Source organism: Saccharospirillum sp. (assembly GCF_039982735.1).
Classification (GTDB): Bacteria; Pseudomonadota; Gammaproteobacteria; order Pseudomonadales; family Natronospirillaceae; genus Saccharospirillum.
On sequence record NZ_JBDWXV010000003.1, the window covers coordinates 432,652 to 447,650 of the forward strand.

Below are 14,999 nucleotides of genomic sequence, written 5' to 3' on the forward strand. Positions count from 1 at the left end.
CGTTAAGACGGATCACCGGTGCGAGCCGGTGCTCTGAACGGCTGCGTCAGAGTCTGGGCCATCACCACACCGGCCAGCACCAGTAGGCCGCCGACCAGATGAAACAAAGCGACCCGTTCCCCCAGAAACACCATGGCAATCAGCGCGCTGAACAGCGGCATCAGGTTGATGAAGATGCTGGCCTGGCTGGCGCCTATCTGGCGTATGGCGCGCATCCACAAGAAGGTGGTGACAATGGACGCCGGAATGCCCGCATAGAGAATCAGCCAGAGGTTGCTGCTATCTACCGGCGTCATCGGCCCCAGAACATAACCGGGCAACAGAAACAATACGGCGAAACAGACCTGGGCATAAAGCAACACCCAGGGGGGCAGATCAAAAGGCCAGCGTTTAAGCATCACGCCGTAGAGGGCATAGCAGGTCGCGGCAACGACCATCAGCGCATCGCCCGCCGCTACATTCAGATCGAACAGTACCAGCGGGTTACCCCGGCCCAGCAACACAGACACCCCGATCAGGGCGACCAGCCCACCCAGAATACCGCCCCGGGTAGGTGGTTCACGCAAAATCAGGGCACTGAGCAACACGGTCAGCAAAGGCACCATGGCCGCCAGAATGCCCATGTTGGTGGCCGAGGTGGTTTCGGCCGCCACATAAGCCAGCCCCTGCCAGAGCGCCATGCCCAGCAACCCCAAAAAGGCCAGTTTGGGCCATTCGCGACGGATCGTCGCCCGGTATTTCCAGGCTTGGGGCAAGAAAAGCGGGGTCAGAATCAGCCAGGCGAGCAACCAGCGCAAAAAAGCGATACTGCTGGGCGCAATCGCCCCAACCGTCAACTGGTTAATGGTCATGTTGCCAGACCAGATCAGTACAGTCCCCAGCGGGGCCAGGAAATACAACAGCGGCATGGTTTCCTCAACGCAATCAGTCAGATGGAACGATAACGGACGGCCACAATAACCGGGCGCTGCCAGGGAGTCCACTGAGCCCGACTACCCGCCCAATACCCAACCCCCCTCAAATTACGCCCCCCAAGTGGATTACAGCGCACGCCCAATGTGGATACTTCAGGCTGGGTTATCCGGCAGTAATGAACATTAATCCATTCACCGACAACAACAAAAAGAGGCAATCATCATGCACGCAACGCAGCGTTCCCGATCAATCTTAGGCTGTACCCTGGGCGCTACTCTCGCCCTGTGCGCAGTTTCCGCACCGGTACTGGCCGATATGGCGCAATCCGCCAACGTCATGGCGCCGCTGGAAGTCGATAACTACGGCGCCTTTGAAAACCAGATGGCCACAGCCAATGCCATGGGGGTTACAGCCGTTTCGGTCGATGTCTGGTGGGGCAAGGTCGAAGGCGCCGGTGACCAGCAATTCGACTGGGGCTACTACGACGATTTATTCGGTCGCATCACCAACGCGGGCCTGGATATCGTGCCGATCATGTCGTTTCACCAGTGCGGCGGTAATGTGGGCGATACCTGCAATATACCGATCCCGGGGTGGATCTGGAATCACTACCCGGTATCAGCCTCCGATTTGCGCTACAAGAGCGAGCAGGGCAACGAATCCGTTGAAACTGTCTCGCTATGGGCCGACAGCTACGTGCTCAGCGAATACCAGGAATTTATGGAAGCCTTCGAGGCGCGCTACAGTTACCTGGCCAGTGATATCGACGAAATCAACATCTCCATGGGGCCTGCGGGCGAATTGCGTTATCCCTCCTACAACAGCCATGACACCGGTACCGGCTACCCCACGCGCGGTGGCTTTCAGTCTTACAGCGAGCCTGCCAAGTCGGACTTTCGCAACTGGGCGATCAATAAATACGGCAGTCTTTCGGGGGTTAACAATGCCTGGGGCTTTTCACTTGGCCAGGTCAGTGACATCAACCCGCCCGCCAACGCCGGCAATTTTGTCACCAATGGCGAACACTTCAACACGCAGTACGGCCGTGATTTTGTGCGCTGGTACCACGATAGCCTGATGGGCCATGGCTATAACATGATGGATACGGCCCTCACCAGCTTCGACGGTGCCTTTGCCGACATCGAACTTGGCATGAAAATCCCGGGCATTCACTGGAAAATGTCAGCCACCGACAACACCCGGCGCAGCGCAGAAATTGCCGCCGGTCTGATTCCATCAGACGTCGACCTCAACAGCCCGGCAACCGGCCATGGCTATGCCGACATCGTCGGTGTCGTCGCCAGCTATCAGAACGAACCGCGCGGTGTCGTGCTGCATTTTACTGCCCTTGAAATGAACGATGACCCCAACGGCAACGGCCAGTCACTGGCGCAAACGCTGGTGTTCTGGGTGGCCGAGGAGGCCGAAGCCCAAGGCGTACCGATCAAAGGTGAAAATGCACTGGCCGGCGGTGCAACCACAGACAATGGCTGGGACAACATCGAAAACGCGTTCGACTACGCCAGCTACAGCGGCATGACCGTATTGCGCATCAATCAGGTGGCTACCGGAGGCACCGGTCAGTATCGCTATGAGCAATTCATCAATAACTACTTGCAGGTGGAGGAATCCGGCGACTTCCAGCGCACTGTGATCTTCATGTACGGTCCTACGGATGCCGGACAAGACATGTTCATTCGCGGTGGCATCGATCACAACTATGCAAACACCAACCTCGGCCGTAATTGCCAGACCTGGAACACCGAGTGCGCGATACGCATTCAGCACAACAATTTGCTGAACAACACCACAGCATCCTGGAAAAGCGGCGACCTGTACCTCGACTGGTATGGCCTTGAAGCCAACCAGGGTGCCGGTGCCGAAGGCACCGCCATGGACTGGACCACCAACAACTGGCCGTCCAGCTGGGGGCAGCTGCGGACCGTACCGGTCGATGGCTACGGCGAATCCGCACTGAACAGCTACGGGGATCATTACTGGATGCTGGACGTACAAATGGATTGCGCAAACACCGTCAATGGCTGGTTTGAACTGAAAAGTTACATTTCAAACGGGCCCGGCTGGGAAGGCAACATCAACCAGAGTGGCACCCCATACAGCTCGGGCAACCACATGGCGCAGTGCGGTAAAATCAATGTATTCGAACGGAACAGCAACAGCGCTCAGTTCGTCAACTTCTGATTTTCATTAACCAGCCTATCCATTAAAAAGGGGCGCCTTGCGCCCCTTTACGTTTACCAGTGCTTACCGGCTATTGGTGCTTGCCAACTTTCCAGTCACTGCCACCCAGATAGGTTTCGCCAGCTTCGACCGCACCGGGTTCGAGCGTGGTGCCCATGCTATCATTCCAGCGGTTAAGAAACCCGAACAGGGAAACGACACCCAGAATTTCGACAATATCATCCTCGGTCCAGTGTTCCTTCAAATCGCTGCTGATTTTTTCATTTACGGCATTTGGTACGGAAGACGCCGCCAGCGCGAATTCAAAGGCCGCTTTTTCAGCTGCGCTGAACAATTCGCTGTCCCGAAACATCCAGATATTTTCCATCCGCTCTTGCGAGGCGCCATACCGTTCTGCCGCCAGAATAGTGTGCGCCTGGCAATAATTGCAGCCAGTGTTGGCACTGGTCAGGTAGGCGATCAGGCGTTTCTGTTCAGACGTCACGGCGCCCTGGTTATCCATCACTGCCTTGTTCAGTTCGATAAAGGCTTTGGCAATGGCCGGGCGGCGCTGCATGGTCAGCACGCTGTTCGGGCAAAAGCCGAGGGTTTCGTTAAAGAATCGGGCCAGCTCTGCCACATCATCATCGTGATGGGCATCGAGCGGAGAAATCAGTGGCATGGTAGGTCCTTTATTGTTGTTCGAAGGTCATCAGAGAACGCGTACTATGCCAAAGCTTACTGCGCAAGACGAGACGGCAGGCTAAAATGATAACCTCCGCTTCAGGCCACGGCTCGCCGTGACCGAATAAAAGTCATGACTTTCTTGGCCACCAGCGGAAACAGGCCCAGCAATGTGAAGGAAATCAGCAGGCTGGGAGACAAAATGCCCGAGAGACTTTCCAACTGGCCCAGTTGAGTGCCTGCATTAACATACACCAGTGTGCCTGCCAGCATGCCCACCTGGCTCACCCAATAGAAAGTCCAGGCCTTGATCGGTGTCAGGCCCATCAGCAAGTTGATCAGAAAGAACGGAAAGGCGGGCACCAAGCGCAGTGTAAACAGGTAAAAACCGCCCTCTTCTTCAACACCCCGGTTGATCGCTGAGAGGCGCTCACCAAACCTGGCCTGCACAGCGTCCTTCAGCAGATAGCGTGCCACCAGGAACGCCAGTGTCGCTCCCAGAGTGCTCGCAAACGACACCAGCAACAAACCCCAGGCGAGCCCGAACAGGGCACCGCCAGCCAGCGTCATGATGGTGGCACCCGGCAACGACAAGGCCGTCACTATCACATAGAGCCCGAAGTAAGCGGCACTGACCAAAACCGGATGCTCATTCAGCCAGGTTTCAAATTGAGCCTGGCCTGCGTTCAGGCCTTCCAACGTTAGCCATTGCTGCAAGTCGAATGCAAAAAACGCGATAATGGCCAGGGCAATGACGGCAACAATTGACAGCTTCTTCTTCACAAGTCTCGTCTCTCTAATAAAGGTTATTTGTTGACTGGGCTGAACTCAGTTCAAGTCGTTCAGCGACCAGTCATAATCGAGAAATTCAATATCGATATCACCGTCGGTCAGTTGGGAAACCTCATCGTCACTCAACCCCAGGTCGTCGGCATAAAGCGTCAGGAAACCAGCCAGGGTGCTTTCGCCACGCCAGCCAGCCTCGAAGTCTTCGCGGTACCAGTCAAAAATAGACGATACCTCAAGGTCAGATCCGTCAAGCCGGTTGCGACTGCGGTCTGCCAGGAACCATCGGGTTTGCTCTTCAAGTTGTGTATCCAACTGATCAGCGGTATAGGCTTCGGCGCGTAACGCCGGGCAACCGATGCTGGCACAGTTCACGGCAAAATGAATTCTCGGTTCATTATAGCGGCCCGAACCGCGAATCAGATCATGTTCAATATTGTCCAGTGAACGCTCTTCACCCAACAAGTCGACGAAATCCCGCTTCCAGGGTGACTGAAACAACCAGCCCAGGTCACGAATCGAATCGAGATCCGGGTACTCGGTTAAAATCAGTTCCAGCGTCCAGGCATTATAGGCGTTAATCAGAAACGCCAGTTGCTCGTCTTCCGGCCAGCGATCGAAATTCTCACGGGATACCCCGGCCAATTCATCGAGATAAGTCTGAAGCTCGGGCCTGGCTTCAAGCAGGGCGCGGTAATCCACTTCTGTGGACACGCCCCCGTTAATCGGCACGACGTGTTCGGACAATAACCGGTTGAACCGATCATGTTCGAAGGCGCTGGCCATTGCCGGGGCCAGCGCCAACATCGATAAGATGGCATAGCTTAAAAGATAGTGTTTAATCAGCATTGTGTCCTCTTTACAGCATTGGAGTGTTACGAAACCAGGCGGGTATCTACAGTTTTGCCCGCAGGTTAACCAGGTTCCCGAAGTGCAAACGCCAGAATTTGAGAGACAGGGATATGATCCCCCGCATCACGGCCATAGTAGGCGGTGACCACCCGTCCAAATTCATCGACCAGAATATCCACTGGCATGGCATTGCCACTTTTCATCCCCACCAGCCCCACCATCGACAAACCACGCATCATGCCCGGCACGCGGAGCATCATTGCCTTCATTTTACCCATCAGGGAGTTCTGGCCTCCCAATTGCCGGTGCATCTTCCCACCGGGGTCGGCGACACTCCGAAACGGCCGGGGCTGACGGGCAATAAAGCGTTTTACATCCGCCTCACTGGACTGAAACACCGCAACAATGTCGAGATTCAACGACTTGAGTTTGCGATGATGCTGGGTGAGCTCAAATACCCGAATGTTACAGAACGGACAACTGGCTTCACGGAACAGCGAGACCAGTAGTTTCCGGCCAGTCGGGGCGTGAAGGGGTTTGCCGTGAATGTCTGTTAGCGACAACGCCGGTAACGGCTGGTTCGGCTGTAGCGCGGTCGTGGTTCGGGTCATAACCTTCAACTGTTTTGTGGGAGTGCTGAACTGTCGACCGGTGAGCCAAAACCTTACAGCCAGCTTTAAATTGATGTGTAAGAACGACCGGGCTGAAACGACAAAGGGAATACAACAATCACTGAAAGCAGCTCGCCTTGCCGGAGCAGTAACCATGGCCACAGACACACTTCGCAAAACCTCATCCGCCTCGGGCGACAAACCAACCTCCCTGTTTGAATTCTGGCCAACCTGGGTCATGTATAGCCCGGTCGCGCTGCAATGGGTGTGGTTGTCGCTCAGGCACCGGTCACTGACCCTGCCGCTGCTGGCCAACCCCAATTTGCCGCTAGCCGGTATGGTAGGTGAATCCAAACACACGCTGATGAGCCAGGCCAGGGGCGATTGCCGCCAGGCCATCTTGCCTTGGGTATACCATCAGCGCGACGACCGCGACCCGATGGAACAGGCACGGCAATGCATCGCCAACGCTAACGAGGCCGGGTTTTCGCTGCCTTTTGTTTGTAAACCCGATATCGGCTGCCGGGGTGCCGGTATTCGCCTGGTGGATTCTGAACAGGCGCTGGCCGATGCCATTGCTGCTTATCCTGCGGGCGCCGGTTTGCTCTGCCAGCAACTGGCCAGCTGGGAGCCCGAAGTGGGCATCTTCTATGTCAAAGACCCGCATACCGGCCAGGGCGACGTTGTTTCCCTGACCTACAAACATTCGCCAACGGTCACCGGAGACGGCGTTCACACCCTGCAACAACTGGTCGCCCGGGATGCTCGTGCCGGCGCGCTTGCGCATCTTTATGAGGCCCGCAACCGGGTCGACTGGAACCGGGTGCTGGAACCGGGTGAGCGCAAACGCCTGGTCTTTTCCGCAAGCCATTGCCGGGGTGCGGTGTTCGAGAATGCCAGAACCGACATCACCCCGCAGCTGACGGCCCGCATCCATCAGATCATGTCCGATCTGCCAGAGTTTTACTACGGTCGGCTCGATGTAAAGTTTTCAGACATCGATGCCCTGCGTGCTGGCCAATCCCTGGAAATCATAGAGATCAATGGCGCCAGTGCCGAATCGATCCACATTTGGGACAAAGATGCGCGGCTGGTTGATGCGATCAGGACGCTGATGTGGCAATACCGGACCCTGTTCACCATCGGCGCCTACCACCGGCAACAGGGGCTCACCCCACCGGGGCTTCGCCAGCTGATTCGTCACTGGCGGCTCGAACGACGCCTGACCCGCCACTACCCCGACACTCACTGAGGATGCCCAGGATGGATCAACCTCTGCACCAAGCCCCTTGCAGCACCTCTGACGCCGATTTGAAAGGCAATCCATTGGCTCTGACCGGAGTTGGTGCATTTCCACGAGCCTTGCTGAACGCGGTTACTCAATTGCCTGTGCTGCGTCGCTGGTACGATGAGTGGCTTGCCATCGAGTCTCAGGTGAGCCAGCGAACCGACGATGTAACCGCCACCCGTTTTCTTGACTTCAGCCTGGCCAAACTGGACGTCAGCCTGGCGGTGAACAACCCGGAGCGCGCTCAACAAGTTCCGGACCAGGGGCCTTGCCTGGTGGTCGCCAATCACCCACTCGGCGCCATTGAGGGCATGCTGCTGAGTCAATGGCTTCTTACATTACGCCCCGACCTGAAAGTGCTGGTCAACCAGGTGCTGTTGTCGTTGCCCGAATTCCGGTCACTCTTTATTGGCGTTGATGTCTTGAACCCGAACCAGCAACGCCGCAACGCCCGCGGGCTACGCGAGGCAGATCGCCACCTTGCCCGGGGCGGCGCCCTGCTGATGTTTCCCGCCGGAACGGTCGCGCGGCTGAACCCGCGCACCGGCGAGATTGATGACGCGCCCTGGAACACCCTGGCGGGCACACTGGCTGTGCGTCACCAGGCCCGGGTTCTGCCCGTGCACATTCAGGGTCGCAACCCGGCGTGGTTTTACTGGGCTGGCGTCATCAACAAACGCTTGCGCACCGCCTTGTTGCCCAGAGCGATGCTGGCCCGGCGCGGCCACCGCATCACCGCCACCCTCGGTAATGTCGTGGATGCCGCGAAACTGGACCGCACGGTACCCGCTGTGGCGGTCACCCAGTACCTGCGAGTCTGCTGTGAATTGCTTGACCCCGAAGCGACCACACAACCGGACACCCGCCAAACCAGCCTGCAAGCACTCACCACGGCCCCCGGTCAAAACAGCATCGCCAGACTGGCCGATTACAAAGTCGCCGAACAAGGTGACTTCAGCGTCTACCTCGCCCCCTACGACCAACTCGGTGAGGTTGCCGACCTGCTGGCCGTTGAACGTGAGCGGTGTTTTCGCGCCGCCGGTGAAGGCACCGGTCAGGCACTCGACCGGGACCAGTTTGACCGCAACTACTGGCACATCTGGGGCTGGGACAACGCTAACCAACGGATCATTGGCGGCTACCGCTTGGTGCGGGTCTCCGATGTACTCGCAACGGTCGGATTAGACGGCCTGTATAGTCATTCACTGTTTGACTATGAACGCGATTTTCTCACGACGCTTGGCGCTTCGATTGAGGTGGGTCGCTCCTTTGTCGCCGAAGACTATCAGCGCCACCCCCGGGCACTGGATTTGCTATGGCGGGGCATCGGTGCCTTTGTTAACCAGCAACCCCAGGCGCACACCCTGTTCGGCTGCGTCAGCATCTCCGGACGCTTTGTGCCAGTCGCCCGAGCCCTGTTGGCAGACTCCCTGCTGGCCAACCACCGGGCAGACGCCCGACTGCACTCCCTGATCAGTCCCAGAGCTCCCATGCAATTTAAACGGCGCCTATGGACAGACGACCTGCTTGCAACCCTGACCCAGGCTTCAGCCGTCAATGCCCTGCTCGATCACTGCCCAACTGAGCGGAAAATTCCAACATTGATCCGGCATTACCTCAACCTAAACGGCAAATTCCTCAGTTTCACTGTCAACCACGGATTCAACCAGTCACTGGACGGCCTGATCATGGTTGATCTGCGCCACACCCCCGAGCGCTATCTGAACCGCTACCTGGGTCGCTCCGGCGCAGACCGGTTCAGGACCTTGCACCCGGCGGCCTTGAATCACACCAAACAAGAAGAGACTCAGCATGTTGCTTGATGCGCTCAATGGCCTTCACGATCAGACCGACCTAGTTTTTGCTTGCTTGAGTTCACTGGATAACCTAAGGCTAACCGCCGCATTCTTCGACACGGGCGTCAGCCGGCACCTGCGCCACATGCACGATCATGAACGCGCAGTCTTTCACAGTCTGAGTAGTGGTGTTGTCGACTATAATCGGCGTCGCCGGAATGACGCTGGCGAACGGGATATGCAGACGACGATTGATACCAGTCAGCGTCTGCGGCAAGGCTGGCTTAATGCAGACTTGTCTGACCGACCCGTTGTCATCCACTCGGAAATCAGTGTTACTCAAAACCAGACCTTGGCACTGCAATCGACGTTGTGGCGGGAACTGATGTACATGATCCACCACAACATTCATCATCTGGCTTACATCAAATTATTGCTCGACCAGCAGGGCATCGACTTGCCAGCCAGCCTGGGTCGGGCGCCGGCTACGGCAACGCACTGCCGTCAACTGGAAGCGACTGTATCCAGCGAAGGGGTTAGCGCCAACAACTCTTTTGAATAGGGGTGTTGTGGTGCGTTAAAAAAGGCTTCACTGCTTCCGGTCTCCACAACTTCTCCGTTTTTCAGCACCATGATGCGGTCTGACATCTGCCGAACCACGGCGAGATTGTGGCTGATAAACAGGATGGTCAGGCTAAAGCGCTCCTGCAGGTCTTTGAGCAGGTTCAGAATTTGCGCCTGAATCGATACATCCAACGCCGAGGTAGGCTCATCGCAAATCAGCAAATCCGGCCGGGCAATCAGTGCACGGGCAACGGCAATGCGCTGACGCTGACCACCGGAGAACTGATGCGGGTACCGGTGAATTGACGCGGCCGGCAGACCGACCAGTTCGAGAAATGACGCCGCCAGACGCCGGCGCTCGGTAGCATTCTTTTCAATGCCATAAACAATCAATGGTTCCGCCAGGATATCGCCAATTTTGCGCCGGTTGTTCAATGATGAATACGGATCCTGAAATACCATCTGGATCAGCCGTCGCGACGGGTCCCTACGTTTACGTCTGACACCGGGCGCCAGTACTTCGCCCTGAAAACGGATCTCGCCGCGGCTGGGGTTAACCAGCCCGACAATGGCTTTGGCCAGGGTCGATTTGCCACTGCCGCTTTCACCCACCAATCCCATGACGGTGCCTTCCGGCACCTCAATCGATACTTGCTTCAGGGCATACAGGGTATCCGGGCGCTGGAACAGGCGCTGTCGCGGCTCGGTGAAACACACATCCAGACCGGAAAGGTCCAGACTCATCGCCGTCTGGTTCTTCACCTGGTTGGGGCGTTGCTGCAACCAGTCGGCAGCGTAGTCGGCGCTGACACCCGCTGGTAATGACCCGGACTGGGTGTCAATAGACCGGTCCGACTCGGCCGCCACCATCATTGGGAAGCGATGCATCCGTTCCTGCAGCCGGGGGACGGAAGCCATCAACCCCTGGGTATAGGGTTGCTGGGGGTCGCCGAGCACCTGGACGGTAAGCCCGCTTTCCACGACCTTACCATGCCGCAACACCGTCACCTGGTCGCTGACCTGGGCGATCACGCCGATGTCGTGGGTAATCAGAATAATGCCTACCTGACGTTTAACCGCCAAAGTTCGAAGCAGATCCAGCACCTGTGACTGAACCGCCACATCCAATGCCGTTGTCGGTTCATCGGCTACAATTAATTCTGGATTGGTACACAGTGCCAGCGCTATCACCACCCGCTGTCGCATACCACCGGAAAACTGGTGCGGGTAAGCTTTGATGCGTTGCTCGGCCCGCTCGATGCCCAGCTCGGACAGCAAGTCGATGGCTTTGACACGGGCCTTTTTAATAGGCATGTCGTCGTGGGTGAGCATGGTTTCCAGCAGCTGCTCTTCCACCGTCATCAGCGGGTTCAGGCTGGTCTGCGGATCCTGAAAGATCATCGAAATGCGTTTGCCTCGCACCCGGTGACGCTGGGCGGGAGACAACGTCAGCAGGTCGGTGTCGCCGAGGTGAACGCTGCCCGCCGTAACCTTACTGGCCCCGGGCAACAATCCCATAATGGCAGCACCAATGGTTGATTTACCGGCACCGGATTCACCGACGAGCCCATGAATCTCTCCCGGTTTGACCGTCAGGTCGACATCTTCAACTGCGGTTTCAGCACCAAAGCGGGTGGTGAACTGCACACTGAGTCCTTTAACCCTGAGCATCAGCGTAACCTCGGGTTAAACACCTGGCGCAGAAAATCGCCCAGCATGTTGACAGAAATGACCAGGGCTATCAGAAACAGCGTCGGCACCCACAGAATCCACCATTCGCCCGACATCAAATACTGCATGCCGATTCGGATCAATGTGCCTAGTGAAGGTGAATTCGCTGGTAAACCAATGCCGAGGAACGAGAGTGTTGCTTCCAGCAAAATCGCCGAGGCCAGATCAACGGTCATGATCACCAGCAAGGGCCCGGTAATGTTGGGCAGAATCTGAATCAGCATGATGCGCAGTGGGTGCTGGCCCATGATGATGGCGGACTGCACGTATTCCTTGTTCCTTTCTACGAAGGTGGATGCGCGGGCGGTTCGGGCAAAGTTCACCCACAGCGACAAGCCAATGGCCAGAACCAGCACATAGACCCGAATATCTTCCTGCAGCTCGCGCGGCAGCAGGCCACGGGCTATACCGTCGATCAGCAAGGCGGTCAGAATGGCTGGCAGTGCCAGTTGCACATCGGCGATGCGCATCACAATGGCGTCAAAGCGCCCACCATAATAGCCGGCCAGCAAACCCGCCCCCACGCCTAGAATGGTAGCGAACGCCATGGCCAGAAAGGCGATGGTCAGCGACAACCGGGCGCCATACAAAATGGATGACAGCATGTCACGACCCTGGTCATCGGTGCCCAGCAAAAACTGGCTTTGCCCGCCGGCTTCCCAGGCCGGTGGCAATAAGCCGTCCATCAGACTGAAGCTGGCCAGGTCATAGGGGTTGGTCGGTGCCAGCCAGGGCGCCAGTATCGCGCCCAGTACGATCAGCATCGTCATGATCGCAGACACAATGGCCATTGGACTGCGCAAAAACAGATAGACCCCTTCATTGTTGCGCAATGTATTGCGATTCAGCAGCCGCCGCATCAGGCTGCCTCCCGCACGCGAATTCGGGGGTCAATCATAAAATACAGCAGGTCGACCACCAGATTGATAATCACAAAAATCAGCCCGATCATCACCAGATACACACCCATCACTGGTATATCTACGAACCGGATCGACTCCAGGAACAACAGCCCCATACCCGGCCATTGAAACACGCTTTCGGTGACAATGGAGAAGGCGATCACCCCACCGAATTGCAAGCCGACAATGGTAATCACCGGTACCAGCGTATTGCCAAAGGCATGGCGAAAATACAGGCTGCGGTAGGGAATACCCCGGGCGGTGGCAAAGCGAATAAAATCGGTACGCATCACATCCATCATTTCGGAACGAACCAGGCGCATGGTCAGTGTCAGCTGATAAACTCCCAGTGTTAGTGCCGGAAGAATCAGTGAGCGCCAACCATCGAGCGTGAGCAGGTTGGTCCGCCACCAGCCGAGTTCAACCGTCTGGCCACGGCCAAAGGTGGGCAACCAGCCAAGATAAACCCCAAACAGAAAAATAAGCAGAATCCCGATCACAAAGGTAGGAATGGACACTCCGACCAGGGTCGCGATCAGCACGCTTTGAGAGAGCGTGCCTTTTGGCCGCAAGGCGGTGTAAATACCGGTGGGAATACCTACCAGCAGAGAGATAAGCAAAGCGACTGTGCCCAGCTCCACCGTCGCCGGAATGCGTGACAGCAGCATCTGCCCGACCGGCTGGCGCGTGCGATAGGAGTAACCAAAAGTACCGGAAATCAGGTTGCGGGTAAAATCCCAGAATTGCACCACAAAAGGGTCGTTCAAACCCAACTCTTCACGCAGACGTGCCTGGTCGGCCAGGGTGGTTTCAACGCCCACCATCTGACTAACTGGGTCGCCCACAAAGCGAAACAGTGCGAACGCCAGAAAAGCGACCGCGACCATTACAAAAAGTGATTGCAGCAGCCGCTGGCCAATGAACAGTAGCATCGCGAGGCTGGCCTAGTTGACAGTCACCCAGCGCAGCATGAAGAAATCATCGGGCCGCTGGACCAGATCGATATTCTCCTTCACTGCCCAGATCAGTGGCTGGGTATAGAGCGGCACGTAGGCCACTTCGTCCTGCAGAATGCCGGCAATTTCATCCAGCCAGGCCTGACGTTGCTGCGGATCCAGCTCTTGTTGAACCAGTGGCAGTAACTCGTCGATCCGCTCATTGGAATAACCGCCGAAGTTCCAGGACCCTACCCGGCCATCGGGCGTGGCACCCAGAAAACGGATGGGGTGTTCGGCATCGAAGGTGCCCGGCGACCAGCCCAGCAGAAACATATCAAACTCACCGCCGCGCAGCTCATCCCAATAGTTTCTAACCGGCATGGCGGTAAGGTCAGCATCCAGACCGACCGCTGCGAACATGGATGAAATGGCACGACAGACCGACTCGTCATTCAGATAACGGTCGTTGGTGCATTTGAATCCAAAACTGAAACCATCCGGATAACCCGCGTCAGCCAATAACTCCCGGGCGGCTTCCGGGTCATAAGGCAGGCGCTCATCGTTCACCTCGGAATAGCCACTCAGGCCGGGCGGCATCAGCTGACTGGCCGGTTCGGCCTGACCTCGCATAACTACCCGGTTAATCGCGTCGATGTTTATTGCCTGCCACGCAGCCTGACGTACGCGAACGTCCTGAAAAGGGTTCTCGCCTTCTACATCGTCGGAGTCATTCAACTGTTCATGGTTATGACCGAAACCCAGCATGATCACCCGGGTTTCAATGCCACTGAGAACCTTGAAGCCATCACGACTTTCCACCTGATCGATGTCTTGCAGGGGAATCGGGGAAATAAAGTCTATTTCACCGGAGAGCAAAGCCGCCAAACCGGTAGAGGAATTGCTGATGGGCGTGAAAATCGCTTCGGTGATGTTGTGCTCGACTTCACCCCACCAGCCATCGAACGGTTCGAGGCGGGTTTCCACACCCGGGTCCCGCTGCGTTAGCCGGAAAGGCCCCGTCCCATTGGTATTGCGCGAAGCGTGCGTTTCCTGTTCACGGGCTGGCAACTCAGCGTTATTTTCTTCAGTCCAGTCGCGATCCATGATCAGGAAGTTGGCGATGGAATCCGGAAACAGCGGGTTCGGATCGTGGGTTATAAAATCGACGGTGTAATCATCCACAACAACCACTTCACTGACCGGCGCAAACCAGGAACTGACGTCCGAGGTTTCCGACACACCGCGCTCATAGGAGAACAACACATCGTCGGCGGTGAAGTCATTGCCATTGTGGTATTTCACCCCTTCACGCAAATGGAAACGCCAGCCAGTGGTCTCTTCCAGCGGCTCCCAGCTCACGGCAAGGGATGGTTCAATGGCCATATCCTTGTCGCGCCGAACCAGGCCTTCGTACACATTATTCAGAAAGGAGGTAACCGGCGCCGCATTGACCGCATGAGGATCCATGGTTTGCGGATCGGTACTGTTTGCCCAACGAAAGGTATCAGCCAGCACAGGACCCGTCACCAGCATACCGCCGAGTGCGAGGGTTGAAGCGACCTGCATCCATTTACTCATGGCACATTCTCCAAGGGGGTGTCATTCGCAGTCCGCGACAGGCGCGTCGTTGTAACTGCATGTTAAGAACGGGTATCCCCTCTAACTTTAGCTCATTATAGACCGCCCGACGTTACTGATCGTCTAGATTCCTTGCTCTGGCGTCTAAGCCGCGGAACAGGTCTGTACTTTGC

At 56.7% G+C, this 14,999-nt stretch carries 13 protein-coding genes; 4 read left to right on the plus strand and 9 right to left on the minus strand.

Annotated elements, in window-relative coordinates; genetic code table 11:
- Positions 1-2: 2 nt before the first annotated feature.
- A complete protein-coding gene (locus tag ABJT94_RS03280) occupies positions 3-908 on the minus strand; it encodes a DMT family transporter (RefSeq protein WP_348474065.1) in 906 nt (301 codons plus the stop codon).
- A gap of 229 nt (positions 909-1,137) precedes the next feature.
- Here ABJT94_RS03280 and ABJT94_RS03285 point away from each other — a divergent pair, with 229 nt between their 5' ends.
- Complete coding sequence (locus ABJT94_RS03285) at positions 1,138-3,117, plus strand: family 14 glycosylhydrolase (protein WP_348474064.1); 1,980 nt, start codon at positions 1,138-1,140, stop codon at positions 3,115-3,117.
- Between the two features lie 70 nt (positions 3,118-3,187).
- On the opposite strand, the gene ABJT94_RS03290 is transcribed toward ABJT94_RS03285, so the two are convergent.
- The 4 genes from ABJT94_RS03290 to ABJT94_RS03305 all read right to left on the minus strand — a co-directional run bounded on the left by ABJT94_RS03290 (position 3,188) and on the right by ABJT94_RS03305 (position 6,029).
- Positions 3,188-3,778 carry a carboxymuconolactone decarboxylase family protein gene (locus tag ABJT94_RS03290; RefSeq protein WP_348474063.1) on the minus strand — a complete coding sequence of 197 codons (591 nt, stop codon included), beginning with the start codon at positions 3,776-3,778 and terminating at the stop codon, positions 3,188-3,190.
- A 101-nt stretch (positions 3,779-3,879) separates the two neighbouring features.
- Entirely contained in the window at positions 3,880-4,563 is a 684-nt protein-coding gene (locus tag ABJT94_RS03295; RefSeq protein WP_348474062.1) for a TVP38/TMEM64 family protein, read from the minus strand.
- 45 nt (positions 4,564-4,608) lie between these two features.
- The gene (locus ABJT94_RS03300; RefSeq protein WP_348474061.1) at positions 4,609-5,415 is read right to left on the minus strand and encodes a DUF547 domain-containing protein; all 807 of its coding nucleotides are present in this window, start codon (positions 5,413-5,415) and stop codon (positions 4,609-4,611) included.
- A gap of 65 nt (positions 5,416-5,480) precedes the next feature.
- Positions 5,481-6,029 (minus strand): redoxin family protein, encoded by a 549-nt coding sequence (locus tag ABJT94_RS03305; protein WP_348474060.1) that lies wholly within the window; start codon positions 6,027-6,029, stop codon positions 5,481-5,483.
- A gap of 154 nt (positions 6,030-6,183) precedes the next feature.
- Here ABJT94_RS03305 and ABJT94_RS03310 point away from each other — a divergent pair, with 154 nt between their 5' ends.
- The 3 genes from ABJT94_RS03310 to ABJT94_RS03320 are packed head-to-tail and all read left to right on the plus strand — an operon-like array spanning position 6,184 to position 9,675.
- Complete coding sequence (locus ABJT94_RS03310) at positions 6,184-7,281, plus strand: D-alanine--D-alanine ligase (protein ID WP_348474059.1); 1,098 nt, start codon at positions 6,184-6,186, stop codon at positions 7,279-7,281.
- 11 nt (positions 7,282-7,292) lie between these two features.
- The gene (locus tag ABJT94_RS03315) at positions 7,293-9,140 is read left to right on the plus strand and encodes a lysophospholipid acyltransferase family protein (RefSeq protein WP_348474058.1); all 1,848 of its coding nucleotides are present in this window, start codon (positions 7,293-7,295) and stop codon (positions 9,138-9,140) included.
- Entirely contained in the window at positions 9,130-9,675 is a 546-nt protein-coding gene (locus ABJT94_RS03320; RefSeq protein WP_348474057.1) for a hypothetical protein, read from the plus strand. Before ABJT94_RS03315 ends, ABJT94_RS03320 begins: the two co-directional genes overlap by 11 nt.
- Here ABJT94_RS03320 and ABJT94_RS03325 read toward each other — a convergent pair.
- The 4 genes from ABJT94_RS03325 to ABJT94_RS03340 are packed head-to-tail and all read right to left on the minus strand — an operon-like array spanning position 9,618 to position 14,826.
- Positions 9,618-11,348, minus strand: a complete 1,731-nt coding sequence (locus tag ABJT94_RS03325) for an ABC transporter ATP-binding protein (RefSeq protein WP_348474056.1) — start codon at positions 11,346-11,348, stop codon at positions 9,618-9,620. The two genes, ABJT94_RS03320 and ABJT94_RS03325, sit on opposite strands and share 58 nt — an antisense overlap.
- The gene (locus ABJT94_RS03330) at positions 11,348-12,268 is read right to left on the minus strand and encodes an ABC transporter permease (protein ID WP_348474055.1); all 921 of its coding nucleotides are present in this window, start codon (positions 12,266-12,268) and stop codon (positions 11,348-11,350) included. The genes ABJT94_RS03325 and ABJT94_RS03330 overlap by 1 nt, the downstream gene beginning before the upstream one ends.
- Positions 12,268-13,242 carry an ABC transporter permease gene (locus tag ABJT94_RS03335; protein ID WP_348474054.1) on the minus strand — a complete coding sequence of 325 codons (975 nt, stop codon included), beginning with the start codon at positions 13,240-13,242 and terminating at the stop codon, positions 12,268-12,270. The genes ABJT94_RS03330 and ABJT94_RS03335 overlap by 1 nt, the downstream gene beginning before the upstream one ends.
- 12 nt (positions 13,243-13,254) lie before the next feature.
- Complete coding sequence (locus ABJT94_RS03340) at positions 13,255-14,826, minus strand: ABC transporter substrate-binding protein (protein WP_348474053.1); 1,572 nt, start codon at positions 14,824-14,826, stop codon at positions 13,255-13,257.
- Between the last annotated feature and the right edge of the window lie 173 nt (positions 14,827-14,999).